General features: G+C 68.8%; 23 protein-coding genes. 16 read left to right on the plus strand and 7 right to left on the minus strand.

The features are described 5' to 3' along the window. Window positions 1–853 (minus strand): adenylosuccinate lyase (gene purB / locus V7050_RS04735; RefSeq protein ID WP_324410323.1); only part of this gene is annotated, 853 nt, incomplete at its 3' end. An 84-nt stretch (window positions 854–937) separates the two neighbouring features. Here purB and V7050_RS04740 point away from each other — a divergent pair. Continuing rightward, window positions 938–1,372 carry a DUF6314 family protein gene (locus V7050_RS04740; protein WP_324368010.1) on the plus strand — a complete coding sequence of 145 codons (435 nt, stop codon included), beginning with the start codon at window positions 938–940 and terminating at the stop codon, window positions 1,370–1,372. Window positions 1,373–1,375: 3 nt separating this feature from the next. Here V7050_RS04740 and V7050_RS04745 read toward each other — a convergent pair whose 3' ends face one another. Continuing rightward, window positions 1,376–1,819 (minus strand): YtoQ family protein, encoded by a 444-nt coding sequence (locus tag V7050_RS04745; protein WP_324368012.1) that lies wholly within the window; start codon window positions 1,817–1,819, stop codon window positions 1,376–1,378. A 161-nt stretch (window positions 1,820–1,980) separates the two neighbouring features. Between V7050_RS04745 and V7050_RS04750 the strand changes: the two genes are divergently transcribed. Beyond that, window positions 1,981–2,586 carry a biotin transporter BioY gene (locus V7050_RS04750; protein ID WP_324368014.1) on the plus strand — a complete coding sequence of 202 codons (606 nt, stop codon included), beginning with the start codon at window positions 1,981–1,983 and terminating at the stop codon, window positions 2,584–2,586. A gap of 216 nt (window positions 2,587–2,802) precedes the next feature. On the opposite strand, the gene hpt is transcribed toward V7050_RS04750, so the two are convergent. Next, window positions 2,803–3,342 (minus strand): hypoxanthine phosphoribosyltransferase, encoded by a 540-nt coding sequence (gene hpt / locus V7050_RS04755; RefSeq protein WP_324368017.1) that lies wholly within the window; start codon window positions 3,340–3,342, stop codon window positions 2,803–2,805. A 103-nt stretch (window positions 3,343–3,445) separates the two neighbouring features. Between hpt and V7050_RS04760 the strand changes: the two genes are divergently transcribed. After that, entirely contained in the window at window positions 3,446–3,916 is a 471-nt protein-coding gene (locus V7050_RS04760; RefSeq protein WP_324368019.1) for a type II toxin-antitoxin system RatA family toxin, read from the plus strand. Here V7050_RS04760 and V7050_RS04765 read toward each other — a convergent pair. Genes V7050_RS04765 through V7050_RS04775 form a run of 3 tightly spaced genes read right to left on the minus strand, consistent with a single transcriptional unit; the run spans window position 3,889 to window position 6,013 of the window. Next, entirely contained in the window at window positions 3,889–4,377 is a 489-nt protein-coding gene (locus V7050_RS04765; RefSeq protein WP_324374547.1) for a CinA family protein, read from the minus strand. The genes V7050_RS04760 and V7050_RS04765 overlap by 28 nt on opposite strands. Continuing rightward, window positions 4,374–4,865, minus strand: coding sequence for a phosphatidylglycerophosphatase A family protein (locus V7050_RS04770; RefSeq protein ID WP_324365487.1), 492 nt, complete (start codon window positions 4,863–4,865; stop codon window positions 4,374–4,376). The genes V7050_RS04765 and V7050_RS04770 overlap by 4 nt, the downstream gene beginning before the upstream one ends. After that, window positions 4,862–6,013, minus strand: coding sequence for a bifunctional 2-C-methyl-D-erythritol 4-phosphate cytidylyltransferase/2-C-methyl-D-erythritol 2,4-cyclodiphosphate synthase (locus V7050_RS04775; protein ID WP_324365486.1), 1,152 nt, complete (start codon window positions 6,011–6,013; stop codon window positions 4,862–4,864). The genes V7050_RS04770 and V7050_RS04775 overlap by 4 nt, the downstream gene beginning before the upstream one ends. Window positions 6,014–6,169: 156 nt before the next feature. Here V7050_RS04775 and dusB point away from each other — a divergent pair, with 156 nt between their 5' ends. From dusB to hflX, 9 genes are all read left to right on the plus strand, one after another. Then, window positions 6,170–7,165: a tRNA dihydrouridine synthase DusB gene (gene dusB, locus V7050_RS04780; protein WP_324365485.1), complete on the plus strand. Its 996-nt coding sequence runs from the start codon at window positions 6,170–6,172 to the stop codon at window positions 7,163–7,165. Then, the gene (locus V7050_RS04785; RefSeq protein WP_324365484.1) at window positions 7,162–8,250 is read left to right on the plus strand and encodes a two-component system sensor histidine kinase NtrB; all 1,089 of its coding nucleotides are present in this window, start codon (window positions 7,162–7,164) and stop codon (window positions 8,248–8,250) included. The genes dusB and V7050_RS04785 overlap by 4 nt, the downstream gene beginning before the upstream one ends. Before the next feature lie 3 nt (window positions 8,251–8,253). Next, window positions 8,254–9,702 (plus strand): nitrogen regulation protein NR(I), encoded by a 1,449-nt coding sequence (gene ntrC, locus V7050_RS04790; RefSeq protein ID WP_324365483.1) that lies wholly within the window; start codon window positions 8,254–8,256, stop codon window positions 9,700–9,702. A 37-nt stretch (window positions 9,703–9,739) separates the two neighbouring features. Continuing rightward, the gene (locus tag V7050_RS04795; RefSeq protein WP_324365482.1) at window positions 9,740–12,025 is read left to right on the plus strand and encodes a sensor histidine kinase NtrY-like; all 2,286 of its coding nucleotides are present in this window, start codon (window positions 9,740–9,742) and stop codon (window positions 12,023–12,025) included. Continuing rightward, window positions 12,022–13,419, plus strand: a complete 1,398-nt coding sequence (gene ntrX, locus V7050_RS04800; protein ID WP_324365481.1) for a nitrogen assimilation response regulator NtrX — start codon at window positions 12,022–12,024, stop codon at window positions 13,417–13,419. The genes V7050_RS04795 and ntrX overlap by 4 nt, the downstream gene beginning before the upstream one ends. A 37-nt stretch (window positions 13,420–13,456) precedes the next feature. After that, window positions 13,457–14,839 carry a Trk system potassium transporter TrkA gene (trkA, locus tag V7050_RS04805; RefSeq protein WP_324365480.1) on the plus strand — a complete coding sequence of 461 codons (1,383 nt, stop codon included), beginning with the start codon at window positions 13,457–13,459 and terminating at the stop codon, window positions 14,837–14,839. Window positions 14,840–14,841: 2 nt separating this feature from the next. Beyond that, entirely contained in the window at window positions 14,842–16,344 is a 1,503-nt protein-coding gene (locus tag V7050_RS04810; RefSeq protein WP_324365479.1) for a potassium transporter TrkG, read from the plus strand. Window positions 16,345–16,490: 146 nt separating this feature from the next. Continuing rightward, entirely contained in the window at window positions 16,491–16,727 is a 237-nt protein-coding gene (gene hfq, locus V7050_RS04815; protein ID WP_324365478.1) for an RNA chaperone Hfq, read from the plus strand. 13 nt (window positions 16,728–16,740) lie between these two features. After that, complete coding sequence (gene hflX / locus V7050_RS04820) at window positions 16,741–17,991, plus strand: GTPase HflX (RefSeq protein WP_324365477.1); 1,251 nt, start codon at window positions 16,741–16,743, stop codon at window positions 17,989–17,991. Here the strand turns inward: hflX and miaA are convergent. Then, window positions 17,976–18,878: a tRNA (adenosine(37)-N6)-dimethylallyltransferase MiaA gene (gene miaA / locus V7050_RS04825; protein WP_324365476.1), complete on the minus strand. Its 903-nt coding sequence runs from the start codon at window positions 18,876–18,878 to the stop codon at window positions 17,976–17,978. The genes hflX and miaA overlap by 16 nt on opposite strands. Before the next feature lie 224 nt (window positions 18,879–19,102). On the opposite strand from miaA, the gene V7050_RS04830 reads away from it, so the two are divergent. From V7050_RS04830 to V7050_RS04845, 4 genes are all read left to right on the plus strand, one after another. Beyond that, entirely contained in the window at window positions 19,103–20,839 is a 1,737-nt protein-coding gene (locus V7050_RS04830; protein WP_324365475.1) for an ABC transporter substrate-binding protein, read from the plus strand. Window positions 20,840–20,907: 68 nt separating this feature from the next. After that, window positions 20,908–21,864 carry an ABC transporter permease gene (locus tag V7050_RS04835; RefSeq protein WP_324365474.1) on the plus strand — a complete coding sequence of 319 codons (957 nt, stop codon included), beginning with the start codon at window positions 20,908–20,910 and terminating at the stop codon, window positions 21,862–21,864. 1 nt (window position 21,865) lies between these two features. Further along, window positions 21,866–23,023 (plus strand): ABC transporter permease, encoded by a 1,158-nt coding sequence (locus V7050_RS04840; protein ID WP_324365473.1) that lies wholly within the window; start codon window positions 21,866–21,868, stop codon window positions 23,021–23,023. A 10-nt stretch (window positions 23,024–23,033) separates the two neighbouring features. Then, window positions 23,034–24,637: ABC transporter ATP-binding protein (locus V7050_RS04845; protein WP_324410325.1), on the plus strand; the 1,604-nt coding region annotated here is incomplete at its 3' end.

Consider the following 24,637-nt stretch of genomic DNA (forward strand, 5'->3'; position numbering starts at 1 on the left):
GCCGCGCCAGCCCGGTCAGGTTCTCGGTCAGCACCGGGTTGCGCTTGTGCGGCATGGCGCTCGACCCCTTCTGGCCCGGCGCGAAATATTCCTCCGCCTCCAGCACCTCCGTGCGCTGGAGATGCCGGATCTCGGTGGCGAGCCGCTCCATCGAGGAGGCGATCACCCCGAGCGTGGCGAAGAACACCGCATGCCGGTCGCGCGGGATCACCTGGGTCGAGACCGGCTCGGGCCGCAGCCCGAGCATCTCGGCCACATGGGCCTCCACCGCCGGGTCGATATTGGCGAAGGTCCCGACCGCGCCCGAGATCGCGCAGGTCGCCACTTCCGCCCGCGCCGCCACCAGCCGCTGCCGCCCTCGGTCGAATTCGGCATAGGCCTGGGCGAGCTTCAGCCCGAAGGTCGTGGGCTCGGCATGGATGCCGTGGCTGCGCCCGATCGTCACCGTGTCCCGGTGCTCGAAGGCCCGCCGCTTCAGCGCGGCCAGCAGCGCGTCGAGATCGGCGAGCAGGATGTCCGCGGCGCGGGTCAGCTGCACGTTCAGGCAGGTGTCGAGCACGTCCGAGCTCGTCATCCCCTGGTGCACGAAGCGCGCCTCCTCGCCCACGATCTCGGCGAGATGGGTGAGGAAGGCGATCACGTCGTGCCTGGTCACCGCCTCGATCGCGTCGATCCTGCCGACGTCGAATTCCACGTCGCGCGCCTTCCAGACCGCCTCGGCGGCGGATTTCGGGATCACCCCGAGCGCGGCCTGGGCATCGGCCGCATGCGCCTCGATCTCGAACCAGATCCGGAACTTCGTCTCCGGCGACCAGATCGCGACCATCTCGGGGCGGGAATAGCGCGGGATCATGCCAGGCACCTTTCGAGCTTCACCGGGGATCGCCCCGTCTGATAGACGCCGGGACAGGACGGCACAAGCGAGGGAAGGCAAGGCATGGAGCTCTCCGCCTTCACCGGGACCTGGCGGATCGAGCGGCGGATCGAGGATTTCCGCGCCGGCCGCACCGGCCCACTCACGGGAACCGCGCGCTTCGACCCGCTGCCGGACGGCCTCCGATACCTGGAAACGGGAACGCTCTCCTTCGCCGGCACGGCGCCGATCCAGGCCAGCCGCCGCTACCTCTGGCGTGACGGCGGGGCGGGGACCATCGACGTCTTCTTCGACGACGGCCGCTTCTTCCACCGCTTCGATGCAGAGGCTCCGGCGCCGGCCGCCGCCCACGATTGCCCGCCGGACCGCTACCGCGTCCGCTACGACTTCCGCGGCTGGCCGCGATGGGAGGCGGAATGGCGCGTCACCGGCCCGCGGAAGGACTATGCGATGCTCACCTCCTACACGGCGGCGCCCGGACCTCGAGCCGGCCGGTAGCGCTCAGAGCCGCGCGGTCGTGACGTAGCGCAGGGCGCGCGCCACCTGCTCGGGTGTCCGCGCGACGGCACTGGCGGCGGCATCGACCTCCTTGAGCGCATGGTCGTGCTCCGGAGGGTGCAGGACGATGACCGGCTTGCCGCGGGCCGTCGCATAGCCCGCATCGAAGGCGGCGTTCCATTGCTTGTATTTCTCGCCGAAGCAGACGACCAGCACGTCGCAGCGATCGATCCCCGTGCGGATGCGGATCGCGTTGAGGAGCGCGCCCTTGCGGTCATGCCAGAACTTGTCCTGCTCCGGGCCGAAGATCTCGACGCCGCAATCGTCGGAGGCCGCGTGATCGGTCACCGGACCGGACCACTCGATCTCGAGCCCCGCGCAGGCAGCGACGATCGCCTCGCGCCAGTCCGTGTGGATCTCGCCGGCGAGATACACGTTCATTCTCATCGGAACCCACCCTCTTTGCCGGGAGGCACCTTCGGCCATGCCGCTTCCCTTGGCAACCGGAACTCCGCCATGACCTGCCGGACGCCCTGTCGCTGGACAGCCGCTCGCGGTTGCGGCATCAAGGCGCGAGAGCCTCTTCCCAGCGCAGGAACCGCACCGCCATGGCCCAGACCGCATCCCGACACGTCCTGACCGAAGCGCTCTGGCCCGCCGAGGGTGCGGGTCTCTGGGCAAGGCGCGCCGTCCTCGTGGCGCTCGGCGTCGCCATCCACATCGCCGCCGCCAAGATCGCGGTGCCGGTCTGGCCCTCGCCGGTGCCGATCACCATGGGATCCTTCGCGGTGCTGATGCTCGGCGCCGCCTACGGGCCGCGGCTGGGGCTGGCGACGATCCTCGCCTACATGGGGCTCGGCGCCTTCGGCTGGGACGTCTTCGCCGGCACCTCGGCGGAGCTGAACGGCATCGAATACATGATGGGCGGCACCGGCGGCTATCTCGTCGGCTGGGTGCTGGCGACGCTGGCGCTGGGGCTCGCCGCCCGGCGCGGCTGGGACCGCAGCATCGGCGGCATGGCCGCGGCGATGGCCATCGGCACCGTGCTGGTCTATGTGCCCGGCATCCTCTGGCTCGGCCTGCTCTACGGCTGGGACAAGCCGATCCTCGAATGGGGCCTCTATCCCTTCCTGATCGGCGACGCGCTCAAGCTGGCGCTGGCCGCGCTGATCATGCCTGCACTCTGGAAGCTGGTCGGCAACGCGCGCGCCTGATCCGGGCGCCGCGCGTCGGCCAGGTCACGCCGGGCTCACTTTCCGGTCGAACACCGCGGGAGGCACGGGCGGACGCTGCCCGTGCTGGCGCACGGGCGGGGGCTGTGGCTACGGACGGCACGGGGACCAGCCGCGACGTCCGCGGATGCGTTAACACTTTTATTCCATGAAAACAGCGCCTTGCGGACTGTCCCCATGGGGACGGCCCGCGGGACGTCACGCGAGGAACCGCACCGCGCCGATATGGGGCAGGTTGCGGTTCCGCTGGGCATAGTCGATGCCGTAGCCGACCACGAACCTGTCGGGGATCTCGAAGCCGATCCAGCGCGCCGTCACCTCCACCTCGCGCCGCGACGGCTTGTCGAGCAGCGCGCAGACCTCGAGCCGCGCGGGGTTGCGGGTGCGCAGGATCGCGAGCACGTGGCTCAGCGTGTTGCCGGTATCGACGATATCCTCGACCACCAGCACGTCGCGTCCCTCGATCTCGCCGCGCAGGTCCTTGAGAATGCGCACCTCCCGGCTCGATTCGGTGGCATTGCCGTAGGACGAGACCTCGAGGAAATCCACCTCGACCGGCAGGTCGATCTCGCGCACCAGATCGGCGATGAAGACGAAGGAGCCGCGCAGCAGCCCGATCACCACCAGCTTGTCGGTGCCGGCGAAATGCTCCGAGATCTCGCGGGCCAGCGCCTCGACCCGCGCGGCGATGGCTTTCGCCGAGATCATCTCGTCGATCACGTAGGTCTGCGTCGTCATGTGGCGCTCCGCTCCCTGCTGCCCCGAGGCTTGTGCCGGGCGACATCCTATGGTCATTGTCCCCCGCCGACAAACGCCTTCGACAGCGAGCGACGCCGCCCCCATGCCGACCCATGCCGAGATACGCGTCATGCCCTATTCCGCGGAGCAGATGTACGCGCTCATCGCCGATGTGGGCAGCTATCCCGAGTTCCTGCCCTGGTGCGCCGCGGCGCGGGCGCGCCAGATCCGGCCGTTGCCGGACGGGACGGGCGAGGTGATGGACGCCGATCTGGTGATCTCCTTCAAGCTCTTCCGCGAACGCTTCGGCAGCCGCGTCACCCTGCGCCCCGAGGCGCGGCGCATCGACGTGGAATATCTCGACGGGCCGTTCCGCTACCTCAACAACCACTGGAAGTTCGAGCCGCGCGGCGAGACATCCTGCGAGGTGGATTTCTTCGTGGATTTCGAGTTCCGCTCGGCGCTCCTGCAGCGCATCATCGGCGTGGTCTTCAACGAGGCGATGCACCGGATCGTGCGCGCCTTCGAGCGGCGCGCCGGGGCGCTCTACGGCGCGCCGGCAGAAAGCTCCTGAAGCAGCAGCTCGAGCGCCACCCCGACGCTCCGCGCCCTGACCTCGGCCCGCCCGAGCGCCCCGAAGTCCCGCCGCACCGTGCGGGCGCCGCGCGGGCCTGCGGTCGCGAACCAGACCAGGCCCTCGGGCTTGGCCTCGGAGGCGCCGGGTCCCGCGACGCCGGTCACCGCCACCGCCAGCTGCGCATCGGAGGCGGCCAGCGCGCCCTCCGCCATGGCGCGGGCGACCGGCTCGGAGACGGCGCCCTCCGCCGCGAGCATCGCCTGCGGCACCCCCAGCATCGCGGTCTTGGCGGGATAGGAATAGGTGACGAAGCCGCGGTCGAAGACGTCCGAGGAGCCGGGGATCTCGGTCAGCGCCGCGCTGACCAGGCCGCCGGTGCAGCTTTCGGCGGTGGCGATGCGCCAGCCTCGGGCACGGGCAGCGCCGAGGATATCGCGGGCGAGCGCGGCGGTACTCACATCAGCATTCCATGGGCCAGCGCCGCGGCGAGCGCCACCACCACCGCCGCCATGACGCCCGCGAGGATGTCGTCGAGCATGATCCCGGTCGCGCCGTGCAACCCGTCCGCCCAGGAGACCGGCCAGGGCTTCCAGATGTCGAAGAGGCGGAACATCACGAAGGCGCCGACCCAGCCAGGCCAGGGGAAGACCTGCGGCGCCGCGCCGGCGAGCCAGAGCCCGCCCGAGAGCGGGAAGAGCGCGATCCATTGGCCGACGACCTCGTCGACGACGATCTCCCCGGGATCGGGGTCGCCGCCGCCGCGCGTCTCGGCCCCCGCCGCCCAAAAGCCCAGCACCGCCAGCGCCATCGTCGCGATCGCCAGGAGCGGGAAGCCCCCGAGGCGATGCAGGAGATAGGCGCAGGGCAGGGCGGCCAGGGATCCCCAGGTGCCCGGCGCGCGCGGAAGCAGCCCGACGTAGAAGAAGGTGGCGACGAGGCGGCTCATGCCCGCACCAGCGTCGCCGTGGCGAGCGCCGCGATCCCCTCGCCGCGCCCGGTGAAGCCGAGCCGTTCGCTGGTCGTGGCCTTGACGCTCACCCGCTCCGCCGCGATCCCGGCGATGCGGGCGATCTCCTCGCGCATGGCGCCGGCATGCGGGCCGATCTTCGGCGTCTCGCAGACCAGCGTGCAGTCGAGATGGCTGAGCGCGAAGCCCCGTTCCGCGGCCCGGCCGGCCGCCCGCGCGAGGAAGATCTCGGAGGCCGCGCCCTTCCAGACCGGATCGGAGGGCGGGAACCACCGGCCGATGTCGCCTTCGGCCAGCGCGCCGAAGATCGCGTCCGTAAGGGCGTGCAGCCCGACATCGGCGTCGGAATGCCCCACGAGGCCGCGGTCGCAGGGCAGGCGGATGCCGCAGAGCATGACCGCATCCCCGGGCCCGAAGGCATGCACGTCGAAACCGTTGCCGGTGCGGATGTCCATGGGGCTCTCCATCTGCGCGCGGGCGCGGTCGAGGTCGCGGGCATTGGTGATCTTGAAATTCGCCTCCGAACCGGCCACCAGCCGCACGTCGAGGCCCGCCGCCCGCGCCACTTCCGCATCGTCGGCCGCCGCGCCGGCATGGGAGCGGTGCGCGGCGAGGATCTCGGCGAAGCGGAATCCCTGCGGCGTCTGGGCGCGCCACAATCCCTCGCGCGCCACCGGTTCGCGCGCGGCGCCCGCCTCCCCGCGCCAGAGCGCATCGACCACCGGCAGCGCCGGCAGCGCGCCCGGCGCCGCCTCGAGCGCGGCAAGGATCTCCGAGATCAGGTCCTGCGTCACGAAGGGGCGCGCCGCGTCATGGATCAGCACGGCCTCCGGCGCCTCGCGCTCCAGCGCCACGAGCCCCGCCAGCACCGACCCCGCCCGGCTCTCGGCACCGGGCACGGGCGGGCGCAGGCGATCGCTGGAGAGCCCCTCGATGGCGGCGGCATAGGCATCCCCGTCCTCGGGGCCGATCACCACCTGCACGCATGTGATCGCGGGATGGGCAAGAAAGGTGTCGAGACCGTGGCGCAGCACCGCCTTGGCGCCGAGGCGCAGATATTGCTTCGGGACCGTCTCGCCGAGGCGCAGTCCGCGCCCGGCCGCCACGATCACTGCGGCAACCCGCATTTCCTCTCCCCCGGCAGATTTCGGCCGCCTTATAGAATGGGTGAACCGGCGTTCACAATCCGGCGTTCACAATGCTGTCGCCGGATGCGGCCGCAACTTGCGGCGCAGCGTTCCACAGGGTAAACCAAGCTCAGGTTGTGCAATCGGATTAGGCAGATGTCTGGCGCTCTCGCGAGCATATCTGAAGTTCCGCCTGTTATTCTGGCACCGATGGCCGGAATCAGCGACCTGCCGTTCCGCGCGCTGGCGCTGCGCTGCGGCGCGTCGATGGTCGTCTCGGAGATGGTGGCGAGCGGCGACATGCTGCGCGCGCGGCCCGAGGCGCGGGCGCGCGCGGAACTGGGCATCGAGGAGCGCCGCACGGCGATCCAGCTCGCCGGCCGCGACCCGGCGCTGATGGCGGAGGCAGCGCGCTTCTGCGCGGGCCAGGGGGCCGCGCGCATCGACATCAATTTCGGCTGCCCGGCCAAGAAGGTGACCGGCGGCCTCTCGGGCTCGGCGCTGATGCGCGAGCCCGACCGCGCCGTGCGGATCGTCGCGGCGGTGGTGGAGGCGGTCGCGGTCCCCGTCAGCGTCAAGATGCGCCTGGGATGGGACGACGGAGAGCGGAACGCGCCCCAGATCGCGGCCCGGGCCGAAGCGGCCGGGGCGACGCAGATCGCCGTGCACGGCCGGACACGCTGCCAGTTCTATGCCGGCCGCGCCGACTGGCGGGCCATCGCCGCGGTCAAGGCCGCTGTCCGTGTGCCGGTCATCGCCAACGGCGACATCGGCGATCCGGCCTCGGCGCGCGCGGCGCGGCGGCTTTCGGGCGCGGACGGCATCATGGTCGGGCGGGCCGCGCGCGGCAGGCCCTGGATCCTGGGCGAGATCGCGGCCGGGCTGGCGGGAGAGAAAGCGCCGCCACCGCCGGGGGGCGCGGCGCTGATCGACATGATCTCGGGACATTACCAGGCGATGCTCGGCTTCTACGGGAACAACCTGGGGCTGCGCGTCGCGCGGAAGCATCTCGGCTGGTATCTCGACGCCGTTCCCGGCAGCGGCGGGTTGCGGCGCCGCGTGATGGCCTCCGAGGATTCCGGCGCGGTGCTGCGCATGCTCGGGCGCGAGCTCGACGACCTCGGGGCAGGGGAGGCGCTGGTCGCCGCATGACGCAGCAGCTCGCCTTCGACGCGCTCTGGAGCGCCATCCCCTATCCGGCGCTGCTGCTCGGCGCGGAGAACGCCATCATGGCCGCCAATCCCGCCGCGGAGGGATTCGCCGACACCTCGTCCCGCCAGCTGATCGGCCGGCCGATCGACCGCTTCGTCGGCAGCGACAGCACGCTCGTCGACCTGATAAAGCAATCGCGCCGGAGCGGCGTGCCCGTGGCGCAATACAACGTCATGGTCGGCTGGGGCGATCAGGCGGCGCAGCTCTACAACGTCCATGTGGCGCCGCTGCAGGAATCCGGGGAGGGCTACCTGATGCTGCTCCATCCCCAGGGCATGGCGGACAGGATGGACCGCAGCCTCGGCCATCGCTCGGCGGCGCGTTCGGTGACCGGGATGGCGGCGATGCTCGCGCATGAGATCCGCAACCCGCTGGCGGGGATCTCGGGCGCGGCCCAGCTGCTCGAGATGGGGCTCGGCGATTCGGACCGCGAGCTGACCGGGCTGATCCGGGCCGAGGCGGCGCGCATCGGCCAGCTCGTCGACCGCGTCGAGCAGTTCGGCGACCTCCGCCCGGCGCAGCGCCGGCCGGTGAACATCCATGACGTGCTCGACCGGGCGCGGCGCGCGGCCAAGGCGGGATTCGCGGCGCATGTGCGCTTCGTGGAGGATTACGATCCCTCGCTGCCGCCCACCGCCGGCGATCCCGACCAATTGCTCCAGGTGTTCCAGAACCTGATGAAGAATGCCGCCGAGGCCGCGCCGCGGGTCGGGGGCGCGATCTCGATCGCCTCGGCCTACCGGCCGGGCGTCAAGATGCAGCGCCCCGGCGGTCGGAGCGAGAGCCTGCCGCTGGTGGTCACGGTCAGCGACAACGGCCCCGGCATTCCCGAATCGCTGATCCGCGACATCTTCGACCCCTTCGTCAGTTCGAAGGTGAACGGCACCGGCCTCGGCCTCTCGCTCGTCTCCAAGCTCATCTCGGATCATGGGGGCGTCGTGGAATGCGACAGCCGGCCGGGACGCACGCGGTTCCGGGTCCGGCTGCCGGTCTGGCGCGGCAAGTTCGAAGAAACGGAGGCCTGAGCCATGGAGGGCACGATCCTCGTCGCCGACGACGACCGCACCATCCGCACCGTGCTGGCGCAGGCCCTGACGCGGGCCGGCTGCCGCGTGCGCGCGACCGGCACCGCCTCGACGCTCTGGCGCTGGGTCGAGGAGGGCGAGGGCGACGCGGTGGTTACCGACGTCATCATGCCCGACGGCGACGCGCTCGACCTGCTGCCGAGCATCCGCAAGCGCCGGCCGGAGCTGCCGGTGATCGTGATGAGCGCCCAGAACACGGTGATGACCGCGATCCGGGCGGCCGAGGTCGGCGCCTACGAATATCTGCCGAAACCCTTCGATCTCAAGGAGGTGCTCGGCCTAGTTGCCAAGGCACTCAAACAGAAGAACCGCCGCGCGCCCGCCCCGGAGGAGGAGGCGGTCCGCGAGGACAACCTGCCGCTCATCGGCCGCAGCCAGGCGATGCAGGAAGTCTACCGCATCCTCGCCCGGCTGATGAACACCGACCTCGGGGTGATGGTCACCGGCGAGAGCGGCACCGGCAAGGAGCTGGTGGCCCGCGCCCTGCACAATTACGGCCTGCGCAAGGGCGGGCCCTTCGTGGCGATCAACATGGCGGCGATTCCGCGCGATCTGATCGAGAGCGAGCTCTTCGGCCACGAGAAGGGGGCCTTCACCGGCGCCGACCGCGCGATGCCCGGCAAGTTCGAGCAGGCCAAGGGGGGCACGCTCTTCCTCGACGAGGTCGGCGACATGCCGCTCGACGCGCAGACCCGGCTGCTGCGCGTGCTGCAGGAGGGCGAGTTCACCCGCGTGGGCGGGCGCGAGGTGCAGAGCGCGGACGTGCGCATCGTCGCGGCGACCCACCAGGACCTGCGGGCGCTGATCAACGAGGGACGGTTCCGCGAGGATCTCTTCTACCGGCTGAACGTGGTGCCGATCCGGCTGCCGCCGCTGCGCGAGCGGCTGGAGGACGTGCCGGACCTCGCCCGCGCCTTCCTGCGCAAGGCCGAGGCCGAGGGATTGCCGCGCAAGGCGCTGTCGAAGGAGGCCGCCGACATCCTCAGGAAGCAGGAGTGGAGCGGGAACGTGCGCGAGCTGGAGAACCTGATGCGCCGGCTCTGCGTGCTCTGCTCGGACGAGGTGATCTCCGGGGCGGCCGTCTCGCAGGAGGTCGCCGCGCGCCCGTCGTCGGGCTCTTCCCCGGAGGCTTCCGCGCCGCAACGCCTGTCCCATGCGATCGAGGCGCATCTGCGCCGGTATTTCGACCTGCACGGCGACAGCCTGCCGCCGGACGGGCTCTACGAGCGGATTCTCAAGGAGATGGAACTGCCCCTGATCGCGCTCTCGCTGGCGGCAACCCGCGGAAACCAGGTGCGCACGGCGGATCTGCTCGGCATCAACCGCAATACGCTGCGAAAGAAGATTCGCGACCTCGACATTCGGGTTACACGTGGCAAGAGAATGATGTAAGACTGCCACAGTCGAGCGTTTGAAGCGTCACGGAAGAATGCGCAGCGATAGCCTGCTGACATTGACAGGACAGCGCCTCGCGCGCTGGCGCGAAGCCAGGGCCGTGCGGGCGGCGCTCTTCTGGGGGATGATCGGCCTCGGGCCGCTGCTGGCCTTCGTGACCTTCGGGGTTCTCGGCGGCATGGAGGGCCTGACCAGCCGCCACGCGCTCCGCACGATCCTGCTCGCCGATTTCGTCTATGCCATCGTCGTGGCGGTCTTCGTGGCGCGGCGCGTCGGTGCGATGATCGCCGCCCGGCGCCGGCAGTCGGCGGGGTCGCGCCTGCATTTGCGGCTCGTGCGGTTCTTCACCGCGATCGCGCTGATCCCCACGGTGCTCGTCGCGGTCTTCGCGACGATCTCGCTCAATTTCGGCCTGGAGGGCTGGTTCTCCGACCGGGTCCGCGCGGTGGTGACCAATTCGCTTGCCGCGGCCCAGGCCTACGAGGCGGAGCACCGTGTCACGCTGCAATCGGATGCAGCGGTCCTCGCGGCCTTTCTCAACGACCAGAAGAACCGCGATCCGCTGATGACCGGCGGGCAGCTGCGCGAGCTTCTGACCCGCGGCCAGCTCCAGATGCAGCGGGCGCTGCCCAAGGCCTATGTGATCGACAGCGACGGCACGATTCGCGCTCGCGGCGAGGGAAGCTATCGCTTCTACTACACCCCCCCGTCGCCCTCCGATGTCGATCGCGCCGATTCCGGCGAGATCGTCGTCATAGAGGACTGGGAAAGCAACGAGTTCCGCGCCCTGCTGCGGCTCGAATCCTTCCCCGACCACCTTCTCTACGTCAGCCGCGACGTGGACGGGAAGATCCTGAGCCTGCTCGACGAGACCCAGCAGACCGTGCTGCTCTACCAGCAGCTCGAAGCCGACCGCGGCAAGCTCCTGTTCGAATTCGCGCTGATCTATCTCGGATTCGCGCTGGTGGTCATCCTCGCGGCGGTCTGGGCGGGGCTCTGGTTCGCCGAGCGCCTCGCGAGGCCGGTCGGCCGCCTCGCCAGCGCCGCCCAGCGGGTCGGCCGCGGCGATCTCGACGTGCGCGTGCGCGAGGAGAAGGGCGACGACGAGATCGCGCTGCTCGGCCGGACCTTCAACGAGATGACCCGGCAGGTGAAGGGCCAGCATGACGCGCTGATCGCCGCCCATGAGGAGACCGACCGTCGGCGGCGGCTGTTCGATTCGGTGCTCTCCGGGGTCACGGCCGGGGTGATCGGGCTCGACGGCTCGGGGCGGATCGACATGGCCAATGCCGCGGCCACGACCCTGCTCGACCTCGATCCCGCCGCGGCGGTGGGCCAGCCGCTGCGCGAGGCCATTCCCGAATTCGGCGCGCTCTTCGACCGCCTGGACGCGCGCCGCGGCGGGGTGGCCCAGGGCGAGGTCAAGCTGCGCCGCAGGACGGGCGAAAGGGATCTGCTCGTGCGCATGTCCGTGCGGCTGGCGGACGACGGCAGCCTCGAGGGCTTCGTGATCTCCTTCGACGACGTCACCGACCTGGTGGTGGCCCAACGCCTCGCGGCCTGGGGCGACGTGGCGCGGCGCATCGCCCACGAGGTGAAGAACCCGTTGACGCCGATCCAGCTCTCGGCCGAGCGGCTGCGGCGCAAGTTCGGCCCCATGGTGGGCGAGGAACGGGCCGCGCTCGAGCAATACGCCGACGTGATCGTGCGCCAGACCAACGACCTCCGGCGCATCGTCGACGAATTCTCCAGATTCGCCCGCATGCGCGCGCCGGAGCGGCGCTCGGTCGATCTGGGCAAGCTGATCGCCGATGCGGTGCTCCTGCAGGAGACCGCGCGGCCCGACATCGCCTTCACGGTGAGCCTGCCGGAGACGCCGGTGATCGCCAATCTCGATGCGACGATGATCAACCAGGCGGTGACGAACCTGCTGAAGAACGCCGCGGAGGCGATCGAAGAGCGTGTTTCCGCCGATCCGGCGCCACCGGGCGAGATCCGGGTTGCCCTCGCCACGACGCCCGACACATTCACGATCGACATTCAGGACAACGGCTGCGGGCTGCCGGACCAGTCCGCGCGACTCTTCGAGCCCTATGTGACCCATCGCGCCAAGGGAACCGGCCTCGGGCTCCCCATCGTCAAGAAGATCATCGAGGAGCACGAGGGCAGCCTCGAACTGGTTCCGGCGCCGGTCTTCGAAGGGTCCTCGCGGCCCGGCGCCAGGGCGCGGATCGTGCTGCCGCAGGCCTTGCCGGACCAGAACTGGGAAAGCGACAAGCGCAGCGAGATCGCCGAGAAGTTGAGAAGGGGCATGCAATGACGGACATACTCGTGGTCGATGACGAGCCCGATATCCGCGGGCTCATCGGCGACATCCTGGAGGACGAGGGCCACGGCACGCGCATGGCCTGGGACAGCGACACCGCCTTCGGGGAGATCAACCGCGCGGCACCCGACCTGATCATCCTCGATATCTGGCTCAAGGACAGCCGGCTCGACGGCATCGACATCCTCAAGCGGGTCCGCCGCGACAATCCCGCGATCCCGGTCGTGATCATCTCCGGCCACGGCAACATCGAGATCGCCGTGGCGGCCATCAAGCAGGGCGCCTACGACTTCATCGAGAAGCCCTTCAACATCGACCAGCTCATGGTCGTCATCGGCCGCGCCCTCGAGACCTCGCGGCTCCGGCGCGAGAACGCGGCCCTGCGGGGCATCGACGCCGGCAACCACGAGATGCTCGGCACGAGCTCGGCCTTCCGCCAGATGAAATCCCAGCTCGACAAGGTGGCCCGCACCAACAGCCGGGTCATGCTGACCGGCCCCGCGGGCAGCGGCAAGGACGTGGCGGCGCGCTACATCCACCGCAATTCCGACCGGGCCAAGGGACCCTTCGTCATCGTCAGCTCCGCCTCCGTGGGCGCCGAGCAGATGGAGGAGGTGCTCTTCGGCCGCGAGGGCAGCGAGCGCGGGGTGGAGCCCGGGCTCTTCGAAAGGGCGCATACCGGGATCCTCTTCTTCGACGAGGTCGCCGACATGCCCCAGGGCACCCAGTCGAAGATCCTGCGCGTGCTGGTCGACCAGGCGTTCCAGCGGGTCGGCGGCACCGACACGGTCCGGGTGGACGTGCGCGTGCTCTCGGCCACTACCCGCGATCTCGCCAAGGAAGTCGCCTCGGGCCGCTTCCGCACCGAACTCTTTCACCGCCTGAACGTCGTTCCCGTCACCGTGCCGGGGCTCGAGGCGCGGCGCGAGGACATCCCGCTCCTCGCCGGGCATTTCCTCGAGGAGCTCAACAGCACCCAGGGCCTTCCCCAGCGCGGCCTGAGCCCGGAGGCGGAGGCCCAGCTCCAGACGATGCGCTGGCCGGGCAACGTGCGCCAGCTGCGCAACACGCTGGAGCGCGCGCTGATCCTCGGGGCCGACAATGGCCCGATCCAGCCGGAGGAACTGGCCAACGAGAGCTCGGCCAATGGCGCGGCTGCCGGCGGCGGGCTGGGATCGGCCTTCGCCGGGCTCGCGCTGCGCGAGGCGCGCGAAGTCTTCGAGCGCGAGTATCTCGTGGCGCAGATCAACCGGTTCGGCGGCAACATCTCGCGCACCGCGAGTTTCGTCGGAATGGAACGCTCGGCCTTGCATCGCAAGCTGAAGTCCTTGAACGTGATCTCCGCGGGCCGCAGTGTGCGGGCGGAGGAAGCGGAGGAGAACGCCTGAGCGATACGGGCAGGTCCTCCGAGCGCGGGACGACTTCATGAAGATCATCATCTGCGGCGCTGGACAGGTGGGCGGCCAGATCGCCCGGCACCTCGCCCGCGAAGAGGGCAGCAACAGCGTCACCGTCATCGACAACAACCCCGCGCTGATCCGGCGGATCACCGATGCCTACGACGTGTCCGGCGTCACCGGATTCGCGTCGCACCCCGACATCCTGGAGCAGGCCGGCGCGCGCGACGCCGACATGGTGATCGCCGCGACCCAGTCCGACGAGGTCAACATGGTGGTCTGCCAGGTGGCGCATTCGATCTTCTCGGTGCCGCGCAAGATCGCCCGCCTGCGTGCCCCGGCCTATCTCAACGCGATCTATTCCGACCTCTACCGCCGCGAGCACCTGCCCATCGACGTGGTCATCTCCCCCGAATTCGCCGTGGCGGACGCGGTCATGCAGCGGCTGGCCGCCCCCGCTGCCTTCGACATCGAGAGCTTCCTCGACGGCAAGGCCCAGCTGGTCGGGATCGCGCTCGAGGCGGATTGCCCGGTGCTCGACACGCCGCTGCGTCAGCTCTCCGAGCTCTTCTCGACGCTCCGGGTGGTGGTGGTCGGGGTGCGGCGCGGCGAGCGCCTCTTCGTGCCGGAGCCGATCGACCAGCTCTTTGCCGAGGACCAGATCTACGTGGTCACCGCGACCGAGGACGTGCCGCGGGTGATGGAGGTCTTCGGCAAGTCCCATCTCAACGTCACCCGCACCCTCATCGTCGGGGCCGGCAACATCGGCCTGCACGTGGCGCGCAGCCTCGAGGCACGCGACCGCAAGGCGCGCCTGAAGATCATCGAGAAGGACCGCAAGCGCGCCGAGCTGGTCGCCGACGCCCTCAAGCGGACGGTGGTGCTGAACGGCGACGGGCTCGACCTCGAGCTCCTGGAGGAGGCGGGGGTCGAATCCATGGATGCCGTGCTCGCGCTCACCCAGGACGACAAGTCCAACATCCTCGCCTGCGTCCGCGCCAAGACGGAGGGCGCCAAGCTGACCGTGGCGCTCGTCAACGATTCCTCGCTGATCGGGCTGATCGCGCCGATGGGGATCGACGCCTATGTCAATCCGCGCTCCACGACGGTCTCCTCGATCCTGCGCTACGTCCGCCACGGCCGGATCCGCGCCGTCTATTCCATCGGCGACGGCGAGGCCGAGGTGATCGAGGCGCAGGTGCTCGGGACCTCGGCCATCGCCGGCAATACCGTGCGCGAGACCGATCTGCCGGAAGCGGCCCTGATCGGGCTGATCCAGAAGGGCGACAAGGTGATCGTGCCGCGCGGCGACACGCGGCTGGAGGAGGGCGACATCCTGACCATCTTCGCGATGCGCGAGACCGTCGCCGACGTCGAGCGGCTGTTCCAGGTCGGCATCGACTTCTTCTGACGATGTCGTATCTCCGACGCTTTCCCGCCCTGGTCATCCTGATCCTGATCGCGGCGGCGCTCATGCTGATTCCGGCGGTCCATGCCGCCCAGACCGGAATCTGGGAGGTCGCGCGGGTCTTCTTCTACCACGCGGCCTTCTTCATCGCGCTGGGATGCATCCTGGGGCTCGCGACCATGAACCGCGTGCCCCGGCAGCCGGCGCGGTATCACCTGATGACCCTGCTTCTGGCCTATCTGCTGCTGCCGGTGGTGCTCGGCGCGCCGCTCGCCGTGCTGCTGCCGGGCCTGGGGATCGGCGGCGCCTATTTCGAGATGCTCTCCTGCCTGACGACGACGGGCGCCACGCTCTTCGACCGGCCGCGCCTGCTGCCGGATTCGCTGCATCTCTGGCGCGCGCTGATCGGCTGGTCCGGCGGGCTGATGATGCTGGTGACGGCAGTGGCGATCCTGGCGCCGCTCAATCTCGGCGGCTTCGAGATCGGCCAGGACGGGATCGGCCTGCGCGGCGGGCGCAGCGGCGGCACGATCGACGAGGCGAGCAAGCGCATCCTGCGGCAGGCGAGCCAGATCGCGCCGGTCTATGCCGGCTTCACCGGCTTTCTCGCGCTCTGCCTGATCTTCGCGGGCGCCCGTCCCTTCGTCGCCCTCTGCCACGCCATGGCCGTGCTTTCGACCAGCGGCATCTCGCCCGTCGGCGGCCTCGAAGGCGGGCAGTCGGGGCGGCTCGGCGAGATGGCGATCCTGCCCTTCTTCCTGCTCGCGGTCAGCCATCGCGCCATGTCCTTCGACCTGCGCCGCGGGCATCGGCTGGCGCTGACCGACCCCCAGATCCAGCTGATGCTCATCTCGGTGCTGAGCGTCACCCTGCTGCTCTTCCTGCGCAGCTTCATCGGCGCCGCCGAGATCGACCGCCAGGACAGCCCGTTCCGCGCCCTTCAGGCCATCTGGGGCAGCCTCTTCACGGTCCTGTCGTTCCTGACGACCACCGGCTTCGAGAGCCCGGACTGGCGGGCGATGCAGCTCTGGTCGCATCTGCCCGATCCGGGCACGATCCTGCTCGGCGTCGCGGTGATGGGCGGCGGCATCGCCACCACGGCGGGGGGCGTGAAGCTGCTGCGGCTCTATGCGCTCTACCGCCACGGGCTGCGCGAGCTCGACCTGCTCGTGCATCCCAGCAGCGTCGCGCGCCACGGCCAGGGCGACCGCGTGGTCTCCGAGAACGGGCCCCGAATCGCCTTCGTCTTCCTGATGCTCTTCCTGGTATCGCTCGGCATCCTGATGATCGCGTTTTCGCTTACCGGGCTCGAATTCGACCACAGCCTCGCCCTCGGGATCGCTTCGCTGACCACGACGGGGCCGGCGATCCGGACGCTGGGCGGCGGCGCGAGCTACGGCGACCTCGACAGCTGGGCGAGGGTGCTCTTTGCAACCGGAATGATCGTCGGCCGCATGGAGACGATCGTGATAATCGCACTTTTCAACCCGGCCTATTGGCGGCATTGAGATACCGGCTGTGGTCGCGGAACCACTGGCCGCAAAAAGAGCGGGCGTGCTCTGGAAATGGCCGGGTCCACCGCCCATACTCAGGCGCGCGAGCAAGAACAACAACAGGCGCCATGCGCGCCTCACACAACTTAAGGCTGAAAACAATGGCTGCCGACAAACAGAACCTCCAGGACGCCTTCCTCAACAATGTGCGGAAGGCCAAGGTCCCGGTAACGATCTTTCTCATGAATGGCGTGAAACTTCAGGGGGTTATCACGTGGTTCGATAATTTCTGCGTGCTCCTGCGCCGCGACGGCCAGTCGCAGCTCGTCTACAAGCACGCGATCTCGACGGTGATGCCGTCCCAGCCGATCACCCTCTACGAGGCGGAAGATTCCTGAACCCGATCAAAGGATGCGGACGCTCGTCCTGCATCCGATCCACGGCGGCCGGTCCGAAAGGGACGCGGATGACGCACTCGCCGAGGCGGTGAGCCTCGCCGAGGCGCTCGATCTCGATGTCGTCTCCTCGGCACCGGTCCCGCTCGCGCGCTCCCGCGCCGCGACGCTCTTCGGAAGCGGCAAGGTCGAGGCCATCGCCGCGGAAGTGGCGGAAGGCGGCATCGGTCTGGTGATCGTCGACGGAACGCTGTCGCCGGTGCAGCAGCGCAACCTCGAACGAGCCTGGAAAGCCAAGGTCCTCGACCGGACGGGCCTGATCCTGGAGATCTTCGGGGAAAGGGCCCGGACGCGCGAGGGCGTGCTCCAGGTGGAGCTGGCGCATCTCAACTACCAGAAGTCCCGGCTGGTGCGCAGCTGGACCCACCTCGAACGCCAGCGCGGCGGCTTCGGCTTCCTCGGCGGCCCCGGCGAGACCCAGATCGAGGCGGATCGCCGGGCGCTGAACGAGCGCATCCTGCGGATCCGCGAAGCCCTGGGAAAGGTCGTGCGGACCCGCGGCCAGCATCGCGCCGCGCGCCGCCGGAGGTCGCAGCCGGTCGTGGCGCTCGTCGGCTACACCAACGCCGGGAAATCCACGCTCTTCAACCGGCTGACCGGATCCTCGGTCCTGTCGAAGGACATGCTCTTCGCCACGCTCGATCCCACGATGCGGGCGATCGACCTGCCCGGCGGCATCAGCGCGATCCTCTCCGACACGGTCGGCTTCATCGCGGATCTGCCGACGCAGCTCGTCGCCGCCTTCCGCGCGACCCTCGAGGACGTGCTCGACGCCGACCTGATCCTCCACGTCCGCGACATCAGCCATCCCGAAACCGAGCTCCAGGCGCAGAACGTGCGCGGGATCCTCGCCGATCTCGGGGTGGACGTCGGCGAGCACGGGCCGCTGGTCGAGGTCTGGAACAAGATCGACCGGCTGGATCCGTCGCGGGCCGAGGCGACCGCCGTCACCGCCGGACGCATGGCGCGGACCTGCGCGATCTCGGCGATGACGGGGCAGGGGATCGAGACCCTGCGCCGGACGATCGCGCGCGAGCTGAGCGCGCCCGTCCACGAAGAGACCCTCCACCTGGGCTTCGGCCAGGGCCGCCATCGCGCCTGGCTCTTCGACCGGAACCTCGTCGTGGCCGAGACCCAGACCGACGAAGGCTACGACATCGCCGTCCGCTGGTCCGACCTCGACCGCATGCGCTACGGCGCGATCTGAGCCGTGCCGCGGTCGATACGGGGCCAGTCCGCCATGCGGTTGCGAAACCAGGTCCGCTGCCGCTTCGCATAGCGCCGCGTGGCGATCACCGCCGCCGCGGTCGCTTGCGCCAGATCGCAACGCCCGTCCAGATAGTCGAAGATCTGCGCCGCCCCCAGGGCACGCGCCGAAGGCAGCCGTTCTCCGGAAAACGCCGAGCGGTAATGCCGGCATTCTTCGACGGCACCATCTTCGATCATACTCTCAAAGCGAGCTTGTATATCATTGTTAAGTATCGATCTATCAATATCGACCACAAACCCGGCCCAGTCCTTGAGTACGGGTTCCGCCGGCGCTTGCTGCCAGTCCGCGAGACCGCGGCCGGTCGCGGTCAGAACCTCCCAGGCACGTTGCACGCGCGCCGGGTTCCGCACGTCGATGCGCGCGAAGGTCGCCGGATCGTCGCGCGCGAGTTCCTCGGTGAGCCGCGTCGCACCATGCCGCTGCAGCACCGCTTCCGAGGCGGCGCGGATCTCGGCCGGAACCGGTGGAACATCGGCCAGACCCTCGGTCAGCGCCGTCAGGTAGAGTCCCGTGCCGCCGACGATGATCGGCCGGATCGACCGCGCGCGAAGATCGGCCAGGATCGCCTCGACGTCGCGCAGCCAGCTTCCGACCGAATAGCGCCGCGATCCGTCGACATGGCCGTAGAGCGCATGCGGCACGCGCCGGCAATCCTCGCGCGTCGGCCGCGCGGTGAGAATCTGCCAGCAATCATAGACCTGGAGCGCATCGGCATTGACGATGCAGGAGGCGCGTTCCTCGGCCAGCGACATCGCCAGCGCGGATTTTCCGCTGGCGGTCGGCCCGGCGATGATGATCGGACGCAGGCCGGGCCCGGTCACCATCCCTCCGTCCGGCAGTCCATATTTAACATAATCTCGCTTATCCGCCTTTCTGACATTTCCGGCCTGAACCGGAACGAAAACCGCCGCTTCGGCCGCGTCTTTCGCGGATCCCCTGCATGTCGCGTCCCGCCCCCTTTTCCGCCGCCGCCCGCGGCAACCTTGACCGCAAGGCGAAATAGGTCTGCAATGGCGCCAGATAACGACGATCGCAATGGGGAGCCGACATGTATCGCGATACCATCAACGCGCGACCGCTGCATCGCGCCATTCCTAAGCTCGCGCGCGAGGCCCGCGACGGCAAGCTCAGCCGCCGCGAATTCCTGGCCATGGCGACGGCGCTCGGCGCCACCGGACCGGCGGCCTATGGCATGCTCGGGCTGGCGATGCCCGGCCGCGCCCAGGCGCAGGAAGCCAGGGCCGGCGGCGTGATCAAGATCGCCACGCCCGTGCAGCGCATGGACGACCCGCGCATCTTCGACTGGTCCTACAAGGCCAATCAGGCCCGCTTCTTCTGCGAGCCACTCGTGCGCTACACGACGGATTTCACCTTCGAGCCCTGGCTGCTCGAAAGCTGGGAAGTCAACGACGACGCAACCGAGTATCTGCTGCACCTGCGCACCAGCGCGAAGTGGTCGAACGGGGACGACTTCAACGCGGACGATGTGATCTTCAACATCACCCGCTGGTGCGAGGGACACGTGCCGAACAATTCCATGGCCACCCGGATGGCCTCCATCGTCGAGAAGAAGGGCGAGGAGACCTTCGTCGGCGACGTCACCAAGGATGACGGCACCGTCGTCCAGGAGGAGCAGACCCGCGACCTCTTCGGCATCGTCGACGGCGCTCTGGAGAAGGTGGACGAAAAGACCGTGCGACTGAACGTGCCGAAGCCCGACATCACGTTCATCCCGGCATTCTGCGACTATCCTGCGCTCATCGTGCACCGCAGGTTCAGCGAGGATGGCGGCGATCTCACCGCCAATCCCGTGGGCACCGGTCCCTGGGAACTGGTTTCGGTCGAGGTCGGGGCGCGCGCTGTCTATCAGCGCCGCACCGACGGCAATGCCTGGTGGGGCGACGAGGTCAATGGCCCGGTCTATCTCGATGGCATCGAGCTGATTGACTATGGAACCGATCCCTCGGCGACGATTGCGGCCTTCGAAGCGGGTGAGATCCACACCAACTACGAGACCCAGCCGAGCTATGTGGAGATCTTCGACGCCCTCGGCCTGAACAAGTCGGAATCGGTCACGGCGAACACGCTCTGCCTCCGCATGAACGTCAACCAGCCCCCCTTCGACGACCAGCGGGTGCGCAACGCGGTGCAGCTCGCCGTGGACAACGCCACCGTGCTCGACCTCGGCTACCAGGGCCTCGGGACCATTGCCGAGAACCATCACGTCGGCCCGATGCATCCCGACTATGCCCAGCTGCCGCCGATCGCGCGCGATGCGGAAAAAGCCGTGGCGCTCATGACCGAGGCAGGCCAGCTCGACACCGAGCTCGAGCTGATCTCGGTCGACGACGACTTCAACCGCAATACCTCCGACGCGGTGGCGGCGCAGATGCGCGACGCGGGCCTGAACGTCAAACGCACGGTCCTGCCGGGCAACACCTTCTGGAACAACTGGACCGGCTATCCCTTCTCGGCGACCGAGTGGAACATGCGCCCCCTCGGCGTTCAGGTCTACGCCCTGGCCTACCGTAGCGGCGAGCCGTGGAACGAGACGGGATTCAGCAACCCCGATTTCGACGCGCTGCTCGACGAGGCCTATTCCATCGCCGATGCCGACAAGCGTCGCGAGCTGATGGCCAAAATGGAGCAGATCATCCAGGATTCGGGGATCCTCGTGCAGCCCTACTGGCGCTCGACCTTCCGCCACATGACGCCGGACGTCGACGGGCTGAACATGCATCAGACCTTCGAGATCCATCTCGAACGAACCTGGCTCAACAGCTGAGCCCCCTGCCCCGCGACCCGTCCCGGGCGATTGTCCAAGCCCGGGACGGCTGAAACACGGAGGCTCGGATGCTCGTCTTCCTGCTGAAACGACTTGGCGTGATGCTGCTCACGGCACTCTGCCTGACGCTGATCGTCTTCATGCTGGTCAATCTCAAGCCCAATCTCGTCAAGCTCGCCAAGGAACAGACCGGAAGCCGCATCACCGAGCAGCAGGTCGAGGTCTGGCTCGACCAGAACGGCTACAACCGCCCGCTCTTCGTCCGCTACGGCGAATGGCTCGGCGGCGTCGCCCGCGGCGATTTCGGCCATTCCACCCGCTTCAACGCGCCGGTCTCCGAGGTGCTCTGGCCGCGGCTCTGGCTGACCGCCAAGCTCATGTTCTGGGTGATGCTGGTGATGGTGCCCGGCGCGCTCCTGCTCGGGATCCTCGCGGGCATGCGCGAGGGCTCGGCGCAGGACCGGGTGCTCTCCACCATCGCCATCGGCACGACATCGACCCCGGAATACGTCTCCGGCGTGGTGCTGACGGTGATCTTCGCCAGCCAGATGGTCGGGCTTCAATGGTTCTCGGGCTCGGCGACCTCCGCCGCCGACGAGGGCCCGACCTTCTACAACTTCACCCTGCCGGTGCTGACAATCGCCATCTACGGCATGGGCTATATCGCACGCATGACCCGCGCCTCCATGGCTGAGGTGATGACCCAGCAATACATCCGCACCGCGCGGCTGAAGGGCGTGGGCTACTGGGCCGTGGTGCTGCGCCACGCGCTGCGGAACGCGCTGATCGCGCCCTTCACGGTGATCATGCTGCAGTTTCCCTGGCTCCTGACCGGCGTCGTGATCGTCGAGACCCTCTTCAATTACCGCGGCTTCGGCTGGCTGCTGATCGAGGCCGCCGGCAACAACGACATCAACCTCCTGCTCGCCTGCTCCATCGTCGCGGTGGTGATCGTGCTGACCACCCAGCTCATCTCCGACATCGGCTACGTCTACCTCAATCCGCGCATCCGCGTGAGGAGCTGACATGGAACTGGAATACCTGACCCTGGGCGGCATCGTCTCCGGCATGCTGCGCCAGTTCCTGCCGGTCTATGCCGCCATGGCGCTGATCATGGGGGCGAGCTTCGTCTGGCGCTGCCGCCTCGGCCTCTACGGCCGCATCTACGAGAGCCCGATCGGCATGATCGGCTTCGCGCTGGTGCTCTTCTGGCTCCTGACCGCGCTCATGGCGAACTGGGTGGCGCTCTTCGACCCCTTCGGCCAGATCCGCGCGCTCCAGAACAAGGGGCCCGGCGTGATCGACCCCGAGACCGGCATCCCCTACCTGCTCGGCAGCGACGCGCTCGGGCGCTGCGTCTTCAGCCGGATGGTCTACGGCAGCCGCACGGTCATGGCGATCGCGCCGCTGGCGACGCTCTTCGCCTATATGGTCGGCATCACCCTCGGCCTGCCCGCCGGCTATTTCGGCGGCAGGTTCGACACGGTGCTGAGCTTCATCGCCAATCTCGTGCTCGCCTTCCCGGTGATCCTGCTCTTCTACCTGCTGGTCACGCCCGAGATCCGCGAGACCGCCATCCCCGGCACCATGGCCGCCATCCTCTTCGTCTTCCCGATCGTCTTCCTCGTGACGCTGGTCTGGAGCCGGTTCCGGGTGCGGCCTGACGTGCTCTGGTACTACCTGCTGCCGATCCTGGTCGTCGGCGGCTTCGTCTATCTCGGGCTGATCGGCATCTGGGATCCGACCGGCCTGATCGCCATGGACGCCAATACCCTCAACATCTTCCTCGCGGTCGTCTTCATCACCTCGCCCACGGTCTTCCGCATCGTCCGGGGGCTCACCATGGACATCAAGACGCGCGACTATGTCGCCGCCGCCCAGACCCGCGGCGAGCGGCCCTGGTACATCATGATGTGGGAGATCCTGCCCAATGCCCGCGGGCCGCTGATCGTCGATGCCTGCCTCCGGATCGGCTATACCACCATCCTGCTCGGCACCCTCGGCTTCTTCGGCCTCGGCGTCAGCCCGGAAAGCCCGGACTGGGGCTCGACCATCAACGAGGGCCGCAAGCTCCTGCGCCTCTTCATCTTCCCCGCGCTCTCGCCGGCGCTGGCGCTCATGAGCCTCGTGCTCGGCCTCAATCTCCTCGCCGACGCCCTGCGCGAGATCTCCCTGAAGGATTAGGAATCCGGCCATGTCCGACCCCATCCTCGAAATCGAGAAACTGTCGATCAGCTTCTTCACCCGCGCCGGCGAGATCCCCGCGGTGATGGACTTCTCCGCCCGCGTGCAGCCCGGCGAGGCGCTAGGTCTCGTGGGCGAGAGCGGCTGCGGCAAGTCGACGGTGGCGCTCGGGGTGATGCGCGACCTCGGCAAGAACGGCCGCATCGTCGGCGGCTCGATCCGCTTCAAGGGCCGGGAGCTCACCACCATGCCCGATGCCGAGCTGCGCCGCATCCGCGGCTCGGAGATCGCGATGATCTACCAGGAGCCCATGGCGAGCCTCAACCCGGCGATGAAGGTCGACCGCCAGCTCATGGAAGTCCCGATGATCCACGAGGGCGCCAGCGCCGCGGAGGCCCGCGCCCAGGCGCTGCGCGTGGTGGAGGCGGTCCGCCTGCCCGACCCTTCCCGCATCCTCGCGAGCTATCCGCACCAGCTCTCCGGCGGCCAGCAGCAGCGCATCGTCATCGCCATGGCGCTGATGTCGAAGCCCGCGCTCCTGATCCTCGACGAACCCACCACCGCGCTCGACGTCACCGTGGAGGCCGGCATCGTCGAGCTGGTCAAGGATCTCGGCCGCGAATTCGGCACCTCGATGCTCTTCATCAGCCACAATCTCGGCCTGATCCTCGAGACCTGCGACCGCATCAACGTGATGTATTCCGGCGAGGCGGTCGAGACCGGGCCGATCGCCGAGGTCTTCGACGAGATGCGGCACCCCTATACGCAAGGGCTCTTCCGCTCCATCCCCCTGCCTGGCGCCGACAAGAACGCGCGCCCGCTCATCGCCATCCCCGGCAATTTCCCCCTGCCCCACGAACGCCCGCCGGGCTGCAACTTCGGCCCGCGCTGCGACTATTTCCAGGCCGGCCGCTGCGACGCGCGCGACATCCCGATGCGTGCCGTGACCCCGAGCCACGCCAGCCGCTGCCTGCGCTTCGAGGAGATCGACTGGTCGGCGCCGCCGCAGGCCAAGGCGACCGAGGCCCCCGCGCCGATCGGCGACGTGGTGCTGAAGGCCGACGACCTGAAGAAATACTACGCGGTGCGCTCCAGCGCGCTCTTCGGCGGCGCCATCCGCCTGGTCAAGGCCAACGAGAGCGTGAGCTTCGAGGCCCGCGAGGCCGAGACGCTCGCCATCGTCGGCGAATCGGGCTGCGGCAAATCCACCCTCGCCAAGGTGCTGCTCGGCCTCGAGACCGCCACCGGCGGCGAGATCACGCTCGGCAATACCGAGATCGGCCACCGCCCGATCGAGAACCGCGATACCAGGACCGTCTCCTCCGTGCAGATGGTCTTCCAGAACCCCTTCGACACGCTCAATCCCAGCCAGACCATCGGCGGCCAGATCATCCGCGTGCTGGAGCGCTTCGGCATCGGCAAGTCGCCCGCGGAGCGCCAGGCGCGCATGCTGGAGCTGCTCGATCTGGTCAAGCTGCCGCGCGCCTTCGCCACCCGCATGCCGCGCCAGCTCTCGGGCGGCCAGAAGCAGCGCATCGGCATCGCCCGCGCCTTCGCCGGCGCCCCCGAGGTCGTGGTGGCCGACGAGCCGGTCTCCGCCCTCGACGTCTCGGT

The organism is Amaricoccus sp. (genome assembly GCF_036846665.1).
GTDB lineage: Bacteria > Pseudomonadota > Alphaproteobacteria > Rhodobacterales > Rhodobacteraceae > Amaricoccus.